Annotated in this window: 16 protein-coding genes; 14 read left to right on the forward strand and 2 right to left on the reverse strand. The window is 62.1% G+C overall.

Features of this window, described 5'->3' with window-relative positions:
* The first annotated feature begins 156 nt into the window (after positions 1–156).
* The 10 genes from SJY18_RS10745 to SJY18_RS10790 all read left to right on the forward strand — a co-directional run bounded on the left by SJY18_RS10745 (position 157) and on the right by SJY18_RS10790 (position 10,606).
* On the forward strand, positions 157–678 hold the full coding sequence (locus SJY18_RS10745) for an anti-sigma factor (protein WP_396667553.1): 522 nt from the start codon (positions 157–159) through the stop codon (positions 676–678).
* A gap of 294 nt (positions 679–972) precedes the next feature.
* Positions 973–2,376: a glucuronate isomerase gene (gene uxaC / locus SJY18_RS10750; RefSeq protein WP_396667554.1), complete on the forward strand. Its 1,404-nt coding sequence runs from the start codon at positions 973–975 to the stop codon at positions 2,374–2,376.
* Between the two features lie 47 nt (positions 2,377–2,423).
* Positions 2,424–3,785 carry a mannitol dehydrogenase family protein gene (locus tag SJY18_RS10755; protein ID WP_337337015.1) on the forward strand — a complete coding sequence of 454 codons (1,362 nt, stop codon included), beginning with the start codon at positions 2,424–2,426 and terminating at the stop codon, positions 3,783–3,785.
* Between the two features lie 48 nt (positions 3,786–3,833).
* Positions 3,834–5,072: a D-mannonate dehydratase ManD gene (gene manD, locus SJY18_RS10760; RefSeq protein ID WP_396667555.1), complete on the forward strand. Its 1,239-nt coding sequence runs from the start codon at positions 3,834–3,836 to the stop codon at positions 5,070–5,072.
* The gene (locus tag SJY18_RS10765; protein ID WP_337337017.1) at positions 5,062–5,631 is read left to right on the forward strand and encodes a gluconokinase, GntK/IdnK-type; all 570 of its coding nucleotides are present in this window, start codon (positions 5,062–5,064) and stop codon (positions 5,629–5,631) included. The genes manD and SJY18_RS10765 overlap by 11 nt, the downstream gene beginning before the upstream one ends.
* Positions 5,628–6,464 (forward strand): sugar phosphate isomerase/epimerase family protein, encoded by an 837-nt coding sequence (locus SJY18_RS10770; protein WP_396667556.1) that lies wholly within the window; start codon positions 5,628–5,630, stop codon positions 6,462–6,464. Before SJY18_RS10765 ends, SJY18_RS10770 begins: the two co-directional genes overlap by 4 nt.
* On the forward strand, positions 6,461–7,459 hold the full coding sequence (locus SJY18_RS10775) for a Gfo/Idh/MocA family oxidoreductase (RefSeq protein ID WP_337337019.1): 999 nt from the start codon (positions 6,461–6,463) through the stop codon (positions 7,457–7,459). Before SJY18_RS10770 ends, SJY18_RS10775 begins: the two co-directional genes overlap by 4 nt.
* Positions 7,460–7,505: 46 nt before the next feature.
* The gene (locus tag SJY18_RS10780; RefSeq protein WP_337337020.1) at positions 7,506–8,690 is read left to right on the forward strand and encodes a Gfo/Idh/MocA family oxidoreductase; all 1,185 of its coding nucleotides are present in this window, start codon (positions 7,506–7,508) and stop codon (positions 8,688–8,690) included.
* Positions 8,691–8,727: 37 nt separating this feature from the next.
* Positions 8,728–9,588 (forward strand): sugar phosphate isomerase/epimerase family protein, encoded by an 861-nt coding sequence (locus SJY18_RS10785; protein WP_396667557.1) that lies wholly within the window; start codon positions 8,728–8,730, stop codon positions 9,586–9,588.
* A gap of 1 nt (position 9,589) precedes the next feature.
* A complete protein-coding gene (locus SJY18_RS10790) occupies positions 9,590–10,606 on the forward strand; it encodes a Gfo/Idh/MocA family protein (protein ID WP_396667558.1) in 1,017 nt (338 codons plus the stop codon).
* Here SJY18_RS10790 and SJY18_RS10795 read toward each other — a convergent pair.
* On the reverse strand, positions 10,578–12,440 hold the full coding sequence (locus tag SJY18_RS10795; RefSeq protein ID WP_396667559.1) for a hypothetical protein: 1,863 nt from the start codon (positions 12,438–12,440) through the stop codon (positions 10,578–10,580). The genes SJY18_RS10790 and SJY18_RS10795 overlap by 29 nt on opposite strands.
* 42 nt (positions 12,441–12,482) lie before the next feature.
* Positions 12,483–13,958 (reverse strand): sulfatase, encoded by a 1,476-nt coding sequence (locus SJY18_RS10800; RefSeq protein ID WP_396667560.1) that lies wholly within the window; start codon positions 13,956–13,958, stop codon positions 12,483–12,485.
* A gap of 235 nt (positions 13,959–14,193) precedes the next feature.
* Between SJY18_RS10800 and SJY18_RS10805 the strand changes: the two genes are divergently transcribed.
* The 4 genes from SJY18_RS10805 to SJY18_RS10820 all read left to right on the forward strand — a co-directional run bounded on the left by SJY18_RS10805 (position 14,194) and on the right by SJY18_RS10820 (position 19,450).
* Complete coding sequence (locus tag SJY18_RS10805) at positions 14,194–15,735, forward strand: ABC transporter substrate-binding protein (RefSeq protein WP_337337025.1); 1,542 nt, start codon at positions 14,194–14,196, stop codon at positions 15,733–15,735.
* A gap of 69 nt (positions 15,736–15,804) precedes the next feature.
* Complete coding sequence (locus SJY18_RS10810; protein WP_337337026.1) at positions 15,805–16,746, forward strand: ABC transporter permease; 942 nt, start codon at positions 15,805–15,807, stop codon at positions 16,744–16,746.
* On the forward strand, positions 16,743–18,587 hold the full coding sequence (locus SJY18_RS10815) for a dipeptide/oligopeptide/nickel ABC transporter permease/ATP-binding protein (RefSeq protein ID WP_337337027.1): 1,845 nt from the start codon (positions 16,743–16,745) through the stop codon (positions 18,585–18,587). The genes SJY18_RS10810 and SJY18_RS10815 overlap by 4 nt, the downstream gene beginning before the upstream one ends.
* Positions 18,584–19,450: an ATP-binding cassette domain-containing protein gene (locus SJY18_RS10820; RefSeq protein WP_396667561.1), complete on the forward strand. Its 867-nt coding sequence runs from the start codon at positions 18,584–18,586 to the stop codon at positions 19,448–19,450. Before SJY18_RS10815 ends, SJY18_RS10820 begins: the two co-directional genes overlap by 4 nt.
* Positions 19,451–19,458: the final 8 nt, after the last annotated feature.

Genomic DNA, 19,458 nt, shown 5'->3' on the forward strand with positions numbered 1-19,458 from the left:
CCGTGCCGCACTGAGCTCAATGAACTATCACGCGCAGTTGGGGTAGCGCGTGCGACAGTCGCAGATGAAAAGCTCGAGGCTCCACCCGCCCGAGTCTGGAGCGCAATCGCGGACGAACTCGGCCTGAAAACAACCGATGGCTCCGTTGCATCAGAGATGAGCGTTGCCGCCGAGACCCTCCAGACGAGCCCGCCTGAGCCCGAGAGCGCACCCGGCGAAGAAGCACAGCCGCCTGCCCGCAGACGCTCGCTCCGGGCGACAGCTTGGGCTCTAGCGGCGTCCCTCGTGGTGATCGGCGGTATCGGTATCGGTGCGCTCGCGGTCTCCACGAGCACGCCTACCTCAATTGCCCAGGCAGTTCTTGAGCCATTTCCCGATCATCCAGACGCCACCGGAGTGGCCGATGTTGAGCAAGACCGCGACGGTGTCAGACGATTGGTCGTGAGCGTGGGAGATGAAGTCGCGCCCGACACCTACCGTGAGGTGTGGTTGATCAGAAACGATGCCGGAGCGCTCGTGAGTTTGGGAGTGCTCGAAGGTGAGTCCGGATCGTTCGTCATTCCTGACGGGCTCGACCTGGTCGAGTACAGCCTCGTCGATGTGTCGGTGGAACCGCTTGACGGCGACCCCGCGCACTCGGGCGACTCGATCGTGCGCGGAGAGCTGTTGCGCGCGTGACACAGCTCCGCTCGGCGCCGAGATGACGTCACGCAGCATTCCCACCGACCTTGTGCGTCAGCCTCGCGCTTTGGGAGGTGTCGAGCCGGACTGCTGCGCGCTCGCTCTCTAGGTTCCCAGCAGAGTGATGTGGCGGTACTGAGCTGTGACGGTACTGAGCTGTGACGTGAGTGGGCCGCGACGTGAGTGGGCCGCGACGTGAGTGGGCCGCGACGTGAGTGGGCGTGAGCGCGAAGACGAACCAAAATGGCAACCGGTTGACAAAACCTGCCGGCGTCACTGAAGATAGAGACCATGCCGACGTTGCCAGATCTCGCTGACGGGTACCTCATGCCTGCCGATGCCCAGGTTCGAAGCATCGCGATTGATCTCTACGAATCGGTCGCTGATCTTCCCATCCTGTCTCCACATGGCCATGTTTCGCCGAGGATGATCAGCGACGATGTTCCGTTTTCAGACCCTACGGATCTGTTGATCACTCACGATCACTATGTGACGCGTGTGTTGCATTCAGCTGGCCACGAGCTATCTTCGCTCGGCCTGGGCGGCGGTTCGCAGGTCGCTCCGCGCGATGTGTGGCGTCTGTTCGCAGCGAATTGGCACCGTTATGCCGGAACAGCGAGCGGCTACTGGCTGACTCGCGAATTGGAGACGTTGTTTGGTATTACCGAAGAGCTCAGCCTGCACAATGCGGATGAGCTCTACGACCGAATTGCAGCGGAACTGTGGACTCCGGGGTTTCGCCCAAGAGCCTTGTTCGAGCGCTTCCGCATTGAGGTGCTGGCCACTACCGACGATCCGCTTGACGACCTCAGTGAGCATCGCGCGTTGGCGGCAGACCCCACGTTCTCTGGGCGAGTGCTGCCCACCTTCCGTCCGGATGCCTACCTCGATCCCGACACCCCGGAGTTCGGCGTGCGCATCGAGCAGCTGCTCAGCGCCACTGCTCAGCGCACCACCTTCGACGGCTACCTGTGTGCGCTCGCGGAGCGGCGTGCGCACTTCGTCGAGAACGGCGCAGTATCGGCGGACCACGGCGTGTACGAACCATTCACCGCAGACCTGGACCGTTCGGCGGCAGAACGGCTGTTCTCCGGTGCGCTGCTGGGCCAGCTCGATCCGAATGAGTCGCGACTGTTCCGCGGTCACATGCTGATGCAGATGGCCGGCATGAGCGTCGAAGACGGATTGGTGATGACTCTTCATCCCGGTGTGCGTCGCAACCATCATTCTGAAACCCTCCGGCGTTTTGGGCCCGACATGGGGCACGACATCCCCGTGCGCACGGAGTACGTCGAAAACCTCCGCCCACTGTTGCAGAAATACGGCGTCGCCCCCGGGTTTCACCTTGTCTTGTTCACCATCGATGAGACAACCTACTCACGTGAAATCGCGCCATTGGCTGGCTTCTACCCGAGCGTCTACATAGGCGCGCCGTGGTGGTTCCTTGACGCGCCGGACGCCATCCTTCGCTGGCGTTCCGCCGTGACCGAGACTGCCGGCTTCTATCGATCCAGTGGGTTCATCGACGACACCAGGGCATTCTGCTCAATACCTGCACGTCATGACACCTCGCGCCGTCTCGACGCCGCGTTCCTTGCGCGCCTTGTTCACGAGGGACGGGTATCGCTGCCGATGGCTCGCCGCATCGCGGAAGATCTTGTCGACACCATCCCGCGCGAGGTGTTCAAGCTGTGAGCACTAGCCTGCTGTCACGGTCAGCACTCGGCGAGGATGGCTCTCGCGTGTCTACACCGCCCATCCGAATCGTCCATCTTGGCCTCGGTGCATTCCACCGTGCGCATCAAGCCTTCTATACCGCTCGCGCAGTCGATGCCCATGAATGGGGTATCGCTGCGTTTACCGGGCGGAGTCGCCGACTTGCTGATGCGCTGAGCGCGCAGGGAGGCGTGTACACCCTCATCGAAAGAGCTGCAGACGGTGACAGGTCCCAGCTGATCGGTAGCATTGTCGAGACCAACGATGGTGCGTGTGTCGAGAGACTCATCGAACTGCTCAGCGATCCGGACGTTGCGATCGTCACACTCACGATCACCGAAGCCGGGTACCGGCTCAGCGCGGACGGAAGCGTCGATCTTCGCGATGCGGTCGTGCGGAAGGACCTTGACGAGCTTCGTGAAGCATGGGGCGGGCGCGGCCTGTTCACCTGTGAACCACAGGCGGCGCTCACGCGGCTGTTGCTGGGACTGGAAGCGCGACGGCGCGCAGGAGCTGGGCCGATCGCCGTCGTGTCATGCGACAATCTGCCCGACAACGGCCATGTGACGGCGCGCGCGCTCGACATGCTGGCGACCCTGGTCGATGCGGACTTGGCACGATGGATCGGCGAGCGGGTGTCCTTCGTTACGACCTCGGTCGATCGCATCACCCCGAGCTTCGAAGGAACCCACACGGCGACGATCGCCGGACGGGAGTGGATCGATGCGGTGCCGGTCGTCACCGAGCCGTTCAGTGACTGGGTGCTTGCCGGCGATTTTCCCGCGGGAAGACCGCAGTGGGAAACCGCGGGTGCCCGATTCGTCGACGCGATCGAACCTTGGGAGATTCGCAAGCTCTGGCTGCTCAATGGCGCGCATTCCATCCTGGCGTACCGCGGCATGTTGGCAGGCTGCGCCACAGTGGTCGAAGCCATTGCCGAGCCGTCCTGTAGGCATGCCGTCGACGCTTTCTGGCGAGAAGCGGCGGATCTGATGCCGGAAGCGGTCGAAACGGTCGACTACCGGGCAGAGCTGATCGCACGATTCGAGAACTCGCGAATCGTGCACGAGCTCCAGCAGATCGCCGCACATGGCAACGTGAAGGCGCGCGTCAGATTCGCCGCCGTCGCAGAGCGATCGCTTGCGCGCGGCAGCAACGCCGATGCGAGTCTGTTTGCGATCAGTTCGTGGATCGCCTGGCTTCTTGCGGGGCACGCTGCCCCGAAGTCGCAATCCGAGGGTGTTGCGGCAGCAGTAGCCGCCGAAGACCCGGTGCGCGCCTTGGTTTCGCTGCTGTCCGCGACGCTTGTCCACGACTCAGAAGCGATGCAACGCATCCGGATGGGGTGCGAGAACCTTGCGACACAAGCATTCGAGCACGCCCAGTAAGCAATCGGTTGTCAACACCGTGAAATGCGCCGGCTCAAAGGAGAATCCATGATCATCGACAAAGCAGAAGTCATCGTCACGAGTCCTGACCGCAACTTCGTCACGCTTCGGCTGACGACAGACGATGGACTGGTCGGGCTAGGTGACGCGACACTGAACGGTCGGGAACTGGCCGTCGTCGCGTACCTGACGGAGCACGTCGTCCCCCTGCTGATCGGATCTGACGCGGCTCGCATCGAAGATACCTGGCAGTTTCTCTACCGCAGCGCCTATTGGCGCCGAGGGCCTGTCACGATGGCGGCCAGTGCTGCCGTCGATATGGCTTTGTGGGACATCAAGGGCAAAGCGGCGGGTATGCCGGTGTACCAACTTCTCGGTGGCGCCAGTCGAAGTGGACTGCTGGCCTATGGGCATGCGTCAGGAAAAACGAACTCCGAGCTCTTCGACTCGGTCCGTATGCATCTCGAGCACGGCTATCGGGCGATGCGAATCCAAACGGGCGTGCCCGGGTTGAAGGCGATCTACGGGATCGCGTCGCAGGCGCAAGGTATGGCGGACGCCGAAACGCGCTATGACCACGAGCCGGCTCGTCGGGGCAACAAGCCGACCGAGGAGGACTGGGACACTCGTGCGTATCTCACGCATCTTCCGGGCGTCTTCGAAGCAGTGCGGAACGAATTCGGTCCTGATCTGCCGCTGCTCCATGACGGGCATCATCGGATGACACCGATTCAGGCGGCAAAGCTCGGAAAGGCTCTCGAGCCGTACGATCTTTTCTGGCTGGAAGACTGCACGCCCGCTGAGAATCAAGAAGCGCTGCGACTTGTGCGGCAGCACACCACAACCCCGCTGGCCATCGGCGAGATTTTCAATACGGTATGGGATTTCAAAGACCTCATCCGCGATCAGCTGATCGACTATGTCAGAGGCGCGGTAACCCACATGGGTGGGATCACGCCGCTGAAGAAGACGCTGGAATACGCGGCCCAGTACCAGATCAAATCCGGGATGCATGGTCCCACCGACATTTCGCCCGTCGGCATGGCCGCCGCCATGCATTTGGGGCTGGCGATCCACAACTTCGGCATCCAGGAGTACATGCCGCATGGCGATCGCACCAACCGGGTGTTCGAACAGACATTTACGTGGGAGGGCGGCTATCTGCATCCTGGAAATGAACCGGGACTCGGGGTCAGCCTCAACGTCGATGAAGCGGGCAAATACCCGTACGAGCAGGCATACCTTCCGTACAACCGCCTCGCCGATGGAACCGTGCATGACTGGTGATGCGCTGGAGCACTCGCCGGTCGTCGTGGTGATGGGGATCTCAGCAGCGGGAAAATCTGCGGTTGGGGCCGAGCTTGCACGTGAACTCGACGTCGATTTCGTCGATGGAGACGATCTGCATCCCGCGGTGAACATTGCACGCATGTCAGCTGGGCAGGCGCTGACGGACGATGACCGCGGGCCTTGGCTCAACGCCGTCGGCGCAAGACTCGCCGAGGCGGAAGGCGGCACGGGCGTGGTAGTTGCCTGCTCGGCCTTGCGCCGGAGGTATCGGAATCGGCTGCGGGCTGCGGCGCCTTCGGCTGTGTTCGTGCACCTCTCGGGTAGCCCGGCGCTCCTCGCGGCAAGGGCCGCGGCGCGCAGCGATCATTTCATGCCCCCCACACTTCTCTCGTCGCAGATTGCGGCGCTCGAAGCCCTCGAAGCGGACGAAGCCGGAGTCACAATCGATGTCTCGGGCACCGTCGACGACATCGTTTTCGCCGCGGCCGATTGGCTGCGGATGTGCGGCACAACCACAGAATTGAACCCTGTCGGAACGAAAGGTGGCGAGCGATGAGCGCCGAATGGACGCTGTCAGGTTTTGGAGACGAGATCGATCCTGATCCTGTCGTGCAGTTGGCGGTGATGGAGGCCGTCGGGGCATCGCATATCGAAGTACGAAGCGCGTGGGGCATCAACGTCGTCGATCTTGATGAAGATGCGGTCGAGCGGCTCGCGTCACTGCTGAGCCAGCGAGCCTTCGGCGTCTCGGCGGTGGCCTCACCAATTGGGAAGGTGGACGTCTCGCTACCAGTCGACCACGAGGTGGGACGGCTGGAGCGCGTCATCAAAGTCGCGCATGCCCTGAACACGCGGAACATCCGCGTCTTCTCCTTCTACCGTGCGGGTCACCGGTCGGCCGCCGACGTGCGCGACGACGTGATGACGAGAATGCGGGCGCTCGCGGATCTCGCTGAGCGAGAGGGCGTGATGCTGCTGCATGAGAACGAGAAAGGCATCTACGGTGACACCCCTGAGCGCGTGCTCGACCTCGTAGAGACGGTGGGCTCGCCGTCGTTGCGTCTGGCTTGGGACAACGCCAACTTCGTGCAGGTCGGCTGCCGTCCGTTCACGGAGGGCTGGTCCATGCTCAACGGCTACGTAGACTACTTGCAAGTGAAGGACGCGATCGCTGCGAGCGGTGAGATCGTGCCTGCAGGTGAAGGCGACGGCGAACTCGCAGAGACGCTCACCGCCCTGCGTGATGGCGGGTACACGGGGTTCGCGTCGTTGGAACCACATCTCGCTTCGGCGCACGAACTCGGCGGATTCTCTGGTCCGCGAGCGTTCGGCGATGCTGCCCGAGCGTTCAGGGGGCTGGCTGGAGAGTTGGGGATCGATCTTCGATGAGTCCCGTACGACGCATAGCGGTCGTGGGATGCGGCGACATCTCGACTGTGCACCTGGATGTCATCGCAGCTTCTGAGAGTGTTGAGCTGGTCGCGGTCTGTGACACCGATGTCGAGCGTCGCGTCAGAGCAGAGGCAGCCACTGGGGTTTCGGGGTACGCCGACCACCGCACGATGCTGCACGAGGCGCACCCCGACATCGTTCACGTGTGTACACCTCACAACGAACACGCTCCCGTCGCTATCGATTTTCTCGAGGCGGGTGTGCACGTGCTTCTCGAGAAGCCGCTCGCGGAATCCGGCGAAGCGATGGATCGCCTTCTGGCCGCTGCCGATCGATCGACGGCCCGGTTGGCCGTCTGCTACCAGAATCGCTACAACCCCGCAGTGCGCAGGATGCACGAACTGATCGCATCGGGTGAGGCGGGCACAGTGTCGGGCGCGAACGCGACCGTGATGTGGAGCCGAACGCCGGAATACTATGCCAGCCGTCCGTGGCGAGGGCGATGGCTGAGTGGCGGGGGCGGGTTGCTGATGAACCAAGCGATCCACACGATAGATCTGTTGCTGTGGATGTTGGGCGATGCCGTATCGGTCGTCGGCAGCGCAAGCACGCGAATGCTGGGCGACTACATCGACGTCGAAGACACGGCGGACATGGTCATCACGCATGCCGGAGGCGCTCAGAGCGTATTCTTCGCGACATTGGCGAATGGCGCCAATGACCCGGTGACCATCAACGTCACGACGGATCAAGCGACGCTGCGGCTCGCTGGTGAACTAACGGTGGTGTGGAACGACGGCCGGACAGAACGCGTCTTCGAAGATCCGGCAACAGGCGCTCGCTCGTACTGGGGGCTGTCGCACAAGTACCTGATCGAGGACTTCTACGACAGCCTGGACGGCGCGGAACAGTTCTGGATCGACGGCCCCACCGCGCGCAAGAGCGTCGACCTGATTCAGTCCGTCTATCGTCAAGCCGGTTTGCCCGCTTAGCGAGCAGCCATTCATCCGTCACTTACAGCTGGAAAGGACGCCGCTCATGAGCAGCACCGTCAGACTTGGAATCATCGGCTACGGCACCCAGGGCTCGATGTACGCCCGACTCATCGCGGAGGGAAAGGTGCCGAGCTTGTCGCTGTGCGCCGTCGCGGACGCTGACTCCTCGAAGAGGGATCGCGTTCGGTCGGAGCATCCCGACGTCGAGGTCTTCGATGACCACATCACGATGCTCGAGAGCGGCGAGATTGACGCGGTCGTCACATGTGTGCCGCACTATCTGCATCCCGAACACGCAATGGCGGCGCTAGCGCGCGGGGTTCATACGCTCGTAGAGAAGCCCGCGGGCGTTTACACGCAGCAGGTCGACGAGATGAATGCGTTCGCCGCGCAGCATCCTGAGTTGACCTTCGGCATCATGTTCAACCAACGTAACAACCCGTTGTATCAGCATCTGAAGCAGGTTATCGACCGTGGCGAGATCGGACGGATCTTGCGCACGAACTGGATCATCACTACCTGGTGGCGGCCACAGGCTTACTACGAGTCCAGCGCATGGCGAGCGACATGGGGTGGTGAAGGTGGTGGTGTCCTCGTGAATCAGGCGCCGCACCAGCTAGACCTCTGGCAGTGGCTGTGCGGTGCGCCGAAGAAAGTGTTCGCGAAGGCGTCATACGGCTTCCAGCGTGACATCGCTGTCGAGGACGAGGTGACGGCTCTCGTGGACTTCGGTCAAGGCACGACTGGGACGTTCACCACCTCAACGCACGACCTTCTGGGCACCGACCGCCTGGAGATCGTGGGGGAAAAGGGGAAGATCGTCGTCGACAACAGCAGGGTGGCTACCATCACACGCTATGAGCGGACTGAGCAGGACATCAGCGCGAGCATCGACGCGGCGTCGGTGGCACGCGTGTTCTCGGGCGAGCTGGATCCGGCCGGCTTCTACACGAGCGAGACGATCGATTTCACCTCGAAGTGGGGCGAGCAGCACGCGGGCGTTCTGGAGAACTTTGCCCGCAACATCATTGACGATACACCGTTGATCGCACCGGGATCGGACGGAATTCTCGGAGTACGACTTGCAAACGCGATTCACCTGTCGAGCTGGCTAGGCGAAGAAGTCGAAATGGACTTCGACCAGACCCGCTACCTCGAGGAGCTGAACCGTCGCATCACCGAAGAGAACCAGTTCGCGCCACGTTCCACGTCCAGCGTCGATCGATGACGCGGATCATCATCGACATTCCGACAAGGAGAATTACATGATCACCATTGGTGTTCAGGCCATGATGCTCAAAGAGCTAATCGCCGAAGACGGCGTGTTCACAACACTTCAAAAGCTGCGCAGCATAGGTTATCGCTCCATCGAAGTGAGCCAGATTCCGATGACTTCGCTCACTGTGGCTGAGCTCGCGCGCTCGATAGATGAGCTGGACATAAAGGTCACCGCGGTGTCGTGCCTGCTGAGTGCGCCTGAGGGATCGCCCTTCGACTCCCTGGCGGGCGACTTCGACAAGATTGTCGCCGATGCGAAGTCGTTGGACGCCAAGCATGTGAGGATCGGAATCCTCACATACGAAGCGCTGAGCTCGCTTGAGGCGCTGCACGACTTCTGCGCGACGATCGAGGGGTATGGTGCTCGCTTGGCGGAGCAGGGACTGACGTTGTCGTACCATAACCACCACGTCGACTTCATGCGCTTCGGGTCGGATTACGTGCTCGATATCATCTCCGAGCGGTGTCCGTCGGTGTCACTCGAGCTCGACGTGCATTGGGTGCATCGCGGAGGACTCGATCCCGTTCGCACACTCGCGCATTACGCAGATCGCGTTTCACTCGTGCACCTCAAGGACTATCGCATTGGTCGCGTGCCCGCCGAGGCATTCGACCGCTACCGCGCCGGCGAAGCCACTGCGGTGCACGACACGTTCAAGGACCTCGTGCAGTTCGCCGAGATTGGCGAGGGCTCCCTCGACTTTCCCGCGATCATCGCCGAGGCAGAACGCATCGGTGTGAGGCACGCGTTCGTTGAGCAGGACCAGCGCTACGGTCGCACACCGCTCGAGGCGCTGACGACCTCCTATGAGAATCTGACATCCCTCGGCTTCGCGGACCGCTTCTGACATGGCTGATTCGCGGCGGACGCGATGGGCGATACTCGGACCGGGCCGGATCAGTCATGACTTCGCCCAGTCGTTGACGCGATCTGCTCACGGCAGCTTGCAGGCCGTGGGCAGTTCGAGTCCGAAACGGGCGCGAGAGTTCTCCGACACCTACGGCGCTCCGGGCAGCGGTACCTACCGAGAGGTCATCGACCGGGACGATGTGGATGCGGTATACATCGGCACGGTGCATACCACTCACGCAGAGTTGGCCATCGCCGCACTGAACGCAGGAAAACCTGTGTTGTGTGAGAAACCGGCCAGCATCGACGGCGCCGGCGCAGCGGAGGTGATCGCGACAGCGCGCCGTGTGGAATTGCCTTTCCTGGAGGCATACAAGTATCGGTTTGGACCGCTGGCGCAGGAGTTACGGCGCATCGTGTCGTCGGGCGAGATCGGCCTACCGCTGTCGCTTTCGGCGCCGTACGGCTTTGCGGCCAGGGATCGATCGTCTCGGCTGTTCTCAGCTGCGGTCGGCGGTGGGGCGATCCTCGACGTCGGATGCTATCCGGTGTCAATGGCGGTCGGTATCGCTCACTGGGCGGGGAAAGCCGGCATGGTCGCGGAAGCCTCGCTGTCATCCACGGGCGCGGAGATGAAGGCGCGGATCGATGAGTCCGCCGAGGCCGAGGTGCGTATCGGGTCGCTCACCGCGCAGGTCGAGACGTCGATCGTGCGAGCACTGCCTACTCGGCTGGTGATCCGTGGCACTGAGGGGTGGTTCGAGTCCGACCAGATGTGGGGGAGTCGGTCTGCGAGTGGCACGACGGCGGTTGTTTATCGGGAGGGGAGGCAGGGCCGGCCCATATCTGTGTCTAGCGTTGATCCGCTCGCGGCAGAGGCCGATGCAGTGTCGCGTGCCATCGCCGATGGGCGCTCGGAGCTACCCGAAGTGACGTGGGGCGAGACTGTTGCCATCGCACAGCTTCTGGATGACTGGCGACGCCAGGTCAGCGAACCAGCGGAGTCGTCCCAGTAATCCTGGTGCTGAGGGCGCACTGTGCAGTCGCTCCCATTGATGCGTCGAGTGAGACGACGATCGGAAGCGCTTCGAACCCTGGAACGAGGTTGAAGACGCGATCTGATTCTGTGCCTGTCTCAGCAATTCGCAGAGACGTCGTGGCTTCGATCACCAAGACGCCGGTGGGCTTCGTGACCTCAATCCTCTGCGGGGTTACGTGCCGAACAATCTCGTCTGAGCGCGAAACAATCGGAAGGATCAGCTCGATCGGGTCGGAAACGAAATCGCCAGCCTCGTAGGACGCCGAGATGATGGCGCTGTCGGCCTCAAGGGTATACCGCAGGTTCACTCCGACGCCAAGTTCTCCGAGCGCCTGATGATCTTCGTCTTCGAGCGTAGCGTCGACGTTGAAGACGATCACGTTGCCATCGTCGCTGACGTTCACCTGAGCGTCGAGATCGTGAATGTTGGTGAACCGACGCCCCTCCCAAACAGTCTCGATTCGTGGCGTCAGCGGAAAATCGGGGGTGATACTCGCTTGCTGGTTGCGGGGTTCCACACGAATGTATCTGGCCATGCTGCCAGAGAGGACCATTCCTAGACGTTCGTGGTGGAGAACGGACAACGAACCTCCGGTCGCCTGCAGGATGTGATCCGGGTCGCTTCCCGTGCGGTAGAGGGAGTCGTACGCCGACACCGTGGCTCGCCACGGGCCGCGAGATGCAAGCCACACGGCGACTTCGGGAAAGTGCTGCACGTCATGCGCGATTGCGCGCGGAAGCGGTGCCGCAGGATCGAAGCGGGGGAGGCGTGCCTGATTGTCCTGAAGGAACGCGAATGCTTTCGCGTGCGCGAAGGTGTGATGGATGCACGGCTCAACGCCACGGGCTGCGTTGTGCGGACCGCCGTGCAGCAAGCCATTTGCGGTCGCCGCCGCGAGAAGTTCGGCGTTCCGCAGGGCGGCCGCTCCGAAGGCAGGATTGCGATCCGCCATCATTGCGTAGGCAGGCTGGCAGCCATCCGTGGTGCGACTGCCCCAGTACGTCCACTTGAACTGTCGGGTGCCCCAACTGTTGTCCCATCCCCCATCGGGGAGCATGAACGCAAGATGGCTTTCCATCGACCGTTGCGCGAGCGACAGCAGCTGCTCGTCGTTCCGTTCGAGTGCGTAAAGCACGACGCCGTTCAACGACTCCTCGACGTTGTAGCCGAGGTCGACGGCGCGCAGTCCGCGCGCGCTCACGCCTCTTGTCGGCTTTCCCTCGCCAAAGAGCAACGAATGAGGCTCCGTGAAGTACTCGGGTATGTGTCGCGCGAGCTGCTCGCTGCGCTCGATGTACTTGTGCTCGCCCAGTACCCGCCCGATGAGGTCGAAGCCGTAGACCGCAGACAACCCGTAGTTGACGTTGGTGAAGTCCAGACTCACGAAGTCACGCCACAGGTACCCGTCGGCAGCCTGACGCAGTCGCGCGTGCCACTGCGTGCGTTGCGTTGCCGAGAGCAGGTCGGAGTGATGGTGCAGCGCCTCGGCGAGAACGATAGCGCCAAAGATCGTTGTGCCGAGCCAAGAAGTCGGGTCGAGGTCGTTCGACCAGGCGCCGTCTTCGGTCGTGATTGTGTTTGACCACTCAACAAGTCTGACCGCGGCATCGAGGTAAGAACGGTTGCCAGTGGCCTTCGCGCGATGCATCAGTGGGTACGCAGCCTCCCAACAGCGTCCATGAATCATGTCGCACGCCGGGCACATCAATGCGCCGTGCCGAGCAGGAACATCGGGATCCCAGATTTGATGGCGCAACAATGCATCGCACCAGTCAGCGAGGACCTCTTGGGTGAGTTCCGTCAACTCCATGCGTTTTCCGATCCGTCGGGTTGGGTCGAGGTGGGTCGCGTGCTAGTCCGCTTCGATGGTCGGCTCCCAAGGTCCGCCACGGACCACAAGCGTCGATGCTTCAGGGTTAATCCCCAGGGCGGCCAGTGCGTGAAGTGCTTCTGGGCTCGGACGTTTCCCGAGTTGCAATGGCACGTTGGAGCTCGCGTCGTCGAAATCAAGTTCGTGCAGGTCTTCGAAGTGCTCGCGAGCGAGCGCTCGCATCGTGCTGAGCGTGGCGCGCCTACGGGGGCTGTAGGCGGCGTTGAGCGTCTCTCGGGGATCGCGCTTTCTGTCGATCAGATACTCCCCGCGGTCAAACGCCGACCAAATGTACTTCCACTCATCGGTGATGACCGCGTAAAGACCCAACGCTCCGTCCTGGAACTGGCCGAACACTGTTCGGTCAGCAGCTGTATCCAGCAGGCTTGTTCCATCGCGAGGTTCTCCCTCGGCACCTGCGAGCTCAAGCAGAGTCGGACGTACGTCGACCAGGCTCACCGGCTCGTCGCGTATGGACGGCTCGAACCCCGGGCCACTGGCGATGAGCGGGATCTTCGCCGCCGCATCCAGGAAAGATCGCTTGCCGTAGCTTCCATAATCCCCCAGGAATTCGCCGTGATCGGCGGTCACCAGGACGACAGTGTTCTCGCGCTGACCTGATGCGTCAAGCGCCGCGATGATTCGGGCGACCTGTGAATCGAGGTAGCTGACCGACGCGAAGTAGTACGCCTTGCGCAGTTGCTCAAGACGCCGATCGACTCCACCATCCCGATACTTGTAACGATTCTGCAACCGGTTGTATACCGTCATCAGCTCGGGGCTTCCCGGCGGGACGAAGGGGTCGGGCATCACCGATGGTTCGAACCGTCGGTGCCAAGGGGACGGTGGCGCAAACGGCGGATGGGGTGCGATGAAGCTCGCCCACAATAGGTACGGCTGATCATCGCCTCCACTCTTCTCGAGGAATTCAATGCTCTTGTCCGCGACCCAGTGAGAGTGATGAAGCTCTTCGGGTACGGGGGATAGCTGGGGGACGTAGTACATCTCATCACGCAGCCCATGGGGATGCTCTACGAAGTCGAAACCCCTTTCGGACACGAACTTCATGTAGTCATCAGTATCGGCCGAGCCGAACTCCTCGCCGGTGTCGCGGGTCTGGAACCCGCGAAGGGCACCAGTGTCAGGGGTGAAGTGCATCTTGCCGACACCATGCGTTCTATAGCCTGCCGCACTCAGTTCGTCCATGAATGTGGATGCCGGCGAAGTGGGCATCTCGTTGTCGAAGCAGTCGCCATGCTGTGGCTCCAGGCCGGTGATGAACGATGAGCGTGCAGGCACGCATACGGGAGAGGGGGTATAGGCCGAGTCGAAGCGCGTACCCCTCGCCGCGAGCTCGTCAATCGCAGGCGTGGCAGTGATCGGATTGCCATAGCACCCAAGCGCGTCGGCTCGCAGCTGGTCGGCGAATACGATCACGATATTGGGGGAAGTTGGCATGTGTCCACCTTTCGCGAGGAGCCGTCCGGCGGCTTCGGTGCCACCGGGGTGCGTCAACGTCCAGTGTGGCACTCGCGGAGCGAGGTGACGTGATCGTTATGCCACTGGGGTTGACTCGTTTCAATGTTTGCATGACAATCGGTTGCACAACAACTTTTCGGAGTATGTTCGTGACCCGAGCGTCACAAGCGCAGTACAACCCGCGGCATGGCGCCGCGCACCTGAGGAGGCAACGATGAAGTTCCCTGTAAGAAAAACACTGGCGGCGAGTGTCGCCGTGGCGACTGCACTCGCGTTGGCGGGATGCGCGTCCAGCAGCGGTGAGGCAAACGAAGAAGCTGCATCGTCCGATCGTGCGGATTCAATCACCATCGCGACGGTGCTCGAAGTCAGCTCGTTCGATCCGGCACAGGCTCACTTCGCGCATCACCGGCAGTTCTTCCAGCCGGAGTACGACTCGCTCCTGCGGCAGGAGCCGGACGGCACGATCGTTCCGATGCTCGCCACCGACTGGTCGTACAACGACGACTCGACCGAGCTCACGCTCACGATCCGTGACGACGTCGACTTCACCGATGGCACCCGACTGGATGCCGAGGCCGTGAAGTTCAACCTCGATCGGTTGAAGGCAGGCAACGGCCCCGCAGCGTCGACGATGGGGTTGGTCAGCGAGATATCTGCACCCGACGAGACGACCGTCGTCATCACACTCAGCGAGCCGGATCCCGGCCTGCTTTTCAACCTCTCGGTCCAGGCCAGCTTCATCGGCAGCCCGACCGCGATCGAGGCCGGCAAGATCGACACCCAGCCGGTAGGCAGCGGTCCGTACATCATGGACGTCGATGCCTCGGTGCCGGGTTCGCAGTACACCTTCACAGCGAACGAAGACTATTGGGACCCGTCGCTGCAGCACTATGACGAACTCATCCTCAGTGTGATTCCCGATGCGACTGCGCGACTGAACGCGCTGCTCGCCGGTCAGATCGACGCAGGCCTGCTGACGCCGAAGGCGCAGCAGCAGGCGGTCCAGGGCGGTCTCGTTGACCACCTGTCAGAAGTCAACTTCGGTGGCATCATGCTGCTCGACCGTGACGGCACGGTGCTCGAGCCGCTCGGCGATGTTCGCGTGCGCCAAGCGATCAACTATGCGATCGACCGCGACGAGATGATTGCTCAGATCGAAGCTGGCCTCGGATCGGCCACCTCTCAGATCTTCCCTGAAAGCTCGCCGGCATTCGTTCCCGAGTACGAGGACTACTATGCCTACGACCCCGAGAAGGCGCGAGAGCTCATGGCCGAGGCCGGCTACGAGGACGGATTCGACTTCGAGATTCCCGCCGTGCTGGTGGACCCTGCTTTCGAAGCAGCGGTCAGCCAGTACCTCGGCGACATCGGAATCAATGTCACGTGGAACGAGCGTCCCGGCAGCGAGGGCATCACGGTCGTCTCGTCCGGTGACTATGTCGCTTCGGTGAAGCCCAACGCGCAGGGGCCGACCTGGATCATGGCCAACCAGCTGTTCACGCCTGACGCGGTGTACAACCCGTTCCACAACACTGACCCGCGTCTGGACGAGGCACTGGAAGCGATGCAGTTCGGTACCGAGGCTGAGTCAGAAGCCGCCCAGCAGGAGATGAACGCGGTGATGACGGAGGATGCATGGTTCGCACCCTTCTATCGGCCCTCTCTCGTGTACGTAACTGACAGCGGCACCGACGTCGAGACGCAGGTCTCGCAAGCAGTGCCGTCCATTTACTACTACACTCCCGCTAGCTAGCACCTCGCGCGTGGCGGGCGGTCAGCGAAGGTACGCGGCCGCCCGTCACCCCGAGTCAGATCGGCAATCATGATCCTCTTTTTTGTTCGACGACTGGCATCCGGCGTGGCCGTGCTGTTCGTCGTATCTACCCTTGCCTTCTTTCTGCTCTATTACTCGTCGCAGAATGTCGCGAGGAACATCCTCGGCGAGGTCGCCACCGAGGAACAAGTGGCGCAGAAGACTACTGAGCTCGGTCTAGACCAGCCGATCGTCTCGCGTTACTTCGACTGGCTCGGCGGCGCGCTGACCGGCGACTTCGGAGTGTCGTGGTTCACCAGTCAGCCGGTACTAGACAGCATCTTGCTGCGCCTTCCGGTGACGTTGTCGCTCGTCGTCCTCACGACGCTGGTCACGGCGATCCTGTCGGTGCTTGTAGGCGTAACTGCAGCCGTGAAGCGGGGCGCGATTGACCGCACCCTGCAGGGCATATCAGTCGCGGGCGATGCGGTGCCGCAGTTCGTCATGGCCATCGCGCTCGTGACCATCTTCGCGCTTCAGCTCGGCTGGTTCCCGGCGATCGGATACGAGCCCATCGCTGAAGGCCTAGGCCCATGGGCCTACTCTCTGACCTTGCCCGTCGCGGCTCTCGCGATCAGCGCGATAGCTTCTACCGCGCAGCAGATCCGCAGCTCGATGATCTCGATGCTCAGTATGGACTGGGTCCGGACGTTGCGAAGCCGCGGGCTGTCAAACCGCGAGGTGCTCTACCGCCACGTGCTTCGTGCCTCGGCCCCGGCCGGACTCACGATCTTGTCTCTGCACTTCATCAACATGTTGAGCGGAGCAGTCGTGATCGAGCAGATCTTCGCGCTCCCTGGCGTAGGCTTCCTCGCTCTTCAAGCATCGGTCATCGGCGACATGCCACTGCTGATGGGAGTGATCGTGTATGTGGTGCTGGTCGTCATCATTGTGAACTTGCTCGTCGACCTCTTAGTCGGCTGGCTCAACCCGAAGGCGCGTGTCGCATGACCGTCCCAGATGAAGTTTCGTTCGATCGTCCGGTGGGCCCTCCTCGAGCACCGCGCGGGGGCACTGTACGCAGAGTTCTCCGCAACCCGCTGGGGGCGTTCGCCTCAGGATTCCTCTTGCTCGTCATCCTCGCCGCGATTCTGGCGCCGTGGATAAGCCCGTATGACCCGAACTTCTCTGAGCTGAGTAGCGCGTTCCAAGGGCCGAGTGCAGAGCATCTGCTCGGGACGGATAGCGCTGGCCGCGACATCTTGAGTCGGTTGATGATCGGCGCACAGAGCACGCTGCTCGCTGCCGCTCTCGCCGCAAGCGTCGCGGTGCTCATTGCCCTGCCGACGGGTCTCAGCGCCGGATACTTCGGAGGATGGTTCGACTCGATCGCGAGCTGGTCAACCAACGTGCTGATGTCGTTGCCCGCCATCATCGTGCTCCTGGCGGCAAGTGCGTCGCTCGGCAAGTCGGTGTGGATCTCGATGACGGTGTTCGGAATTCTGATGTCTGCGGGGCTCTTCCGCCTGACCCGAACCACGGTGAGAGCCGTACGCAACGAGCTTTACGTCGATGCCGCACGCGTCGCCGGCGTGGGGGATCTGAGCATCGTGGGACGGCACGTGTTGTTCGCCGTGCGGGCACCGCTCGTGATTCAGGTTGCGCTCTTGTGCGGTGTCGCGATCTCGATTCAGGCGGGCCTGGAGTTCCTGGGGCTGGGTGAGCCCGCTGTGCCGACATGGGGAGCGATGCTCAGTGAGGGCTTCCTGAACATCTACACAGCGCCCCTCCTAGCCTTCTGGCCCGGGCTTATCATCTCTCTCACGGTTGGATCATTCATCGTTCTGGGCAGCGCGATCCGCGATGCTCTTGAAGATGCGCCGACAGCGAGTGCTCGAACGCGAAAGCAGGCGGAACGAGCCAAGACGATCGCGCGCGCAGCGGAATCTGTGCCTGAAGCCTCCGAAGTGCCCCGGGAAAGTGCGGGCAATCATCTGCTCGAAGTTTCGGGCCTTCGGATCTCGTACACCGAGCCCTCGGGTGCGCAAAAGACGGTGGTGCAGGACTTCTCGTGTCATGTCGATCGCGGCGAAGTGGTGGGAATCGTTGGGGAGTCGGGCTCCGGCAAGTCTCAGTCCGCATTTGCGATTCTCGGGCTGTTGCCCGACGGGGCGGCAATCGATCACGGGTTCGTGCGCTTCGCAGGGCAGTACCTGGTGGATGCGACCAGCGAGCGCTCTAAGACCACGCGTATCGACTCGTATCGCGGCTCACGCATCGCCTACGTGCCGCAGGAGCCAATGAGCAACCTCGACCCGAACTTCACGGTCGGACACCAGCTGATCCGTCCGATGGTCAAGGTGCTGGGAATCTCCCGTGCCGAAGCGAAGAAACGCGCGCTCGAATTGCTTGCCACGGTGGGGATCCGTGACCCCAAGCGCACGATGGCGGCCTACCCGTTCGAGATTTCAGGTGGTATGGCGCAGCGTGTTCTGATCGCCGGGGCAGTCAGTTGCAAGCCGGACCTCTTGATCGCCGACGAGCCCACGACAGCACTCGACGTCACCGTCCAGGCGGACGTGCTGGCGCTCCTTCGCGATCTGCGAGAAGAGTTGAATATGGGTGTTCTGCTGGTGACGCACAACTTCGGTGTGGTCGCCGACATCTGCGACCGAGTGGTGGTCATGAAGTCGGGAGCGGTGGTCGAGCACGGCGACGTGCGTGCCGTGCTGACGGCACCGAAAGAGGGGTATACCCGTGAGCTCCTCAGCTCCGTCTTGGAGGGCAAGCCGCCGATGACGTTGCTGCTCTCAGACGACCCGGGGTCACCCGAAAGAGAGGCAGGGCGATGAGCAGCGACGCAGCCGGGCAGTTCCAGGATGAACTCCTACGCATCGAGAGCGTGGGTGTCGAATACCCGCGAAAGCACATCTTCGACAAACCCTTCAAAGCGATCTCTGACATCTCCCTGCAGATCCGACAGGGCGAGACGCTCGGCCTGGTGGGAGAGTCGGGGTCCGGCAAGACGACGCTCGGGCGAGCCGTTCTCGGACTCGTTCCCGTGACAGAGGGTCGGATCGTCTTCGAGGGCAACGACATCACCACCGCGACGCGGCGGCAGCGGCGCAGCCTGAGCAAAGACATCCAAGTCGTGTTCCAAGACCCCTACACGTCGTTGAATCCGTCGCTGAACATTGAGCAGATTCTCATCGAACCGCTCATGGTGCAGGGGATGGGGAAGCGGGAGTCGCGTCAGCGCGTGCGTGAGGTGCTAGACCACGTCGGTATGCCAAGCGACACCGCTGGGCGACGACCCCGCGAGTTCAGCGGTGGTCAACGACAGCGCATCGCGATCGCAAGAGCGCTCGTGATGTCGCCGCGCCTGATCGTGTGCGACGAACCGGTCAGCGCTCTCGACCTGTCGACCCAGGCTCGCGTGCTCGATCTATTCCTTCAGATTCAGCGCGACACCGGGGTGTCGTATCTCTTCATCTCGCACGATCTCGACGTGGTGGCGCACCTCAGTCATCGAGTCGCAGTGATGCTGAAGGGATCGATTGTCGAAGAGGGGACTGCCGCCCAGGTGACGCAGAATCCTGGCGAGGCCTACAGTCGAAAACTGCTACTGGCCTCGCCAGTGGCCGACCCCGATCGACAGCAAGAGCGCCGCGCGCGGTACCTGGCACTCGCTGGCGAGTCCCGTTCCATTGACTGACGCTCCGT

It is taken from the genome of Microbacterium sp. R86528 (assembly GCF_044596335.1).
In the GTDB taxonomy this organism is placed as follows: Bacteria; Actinomycetota; Actinomycetes; order Actinomycetales; family Microbacteriaceae; genus Microbacterium; species Microbacterium marmarense.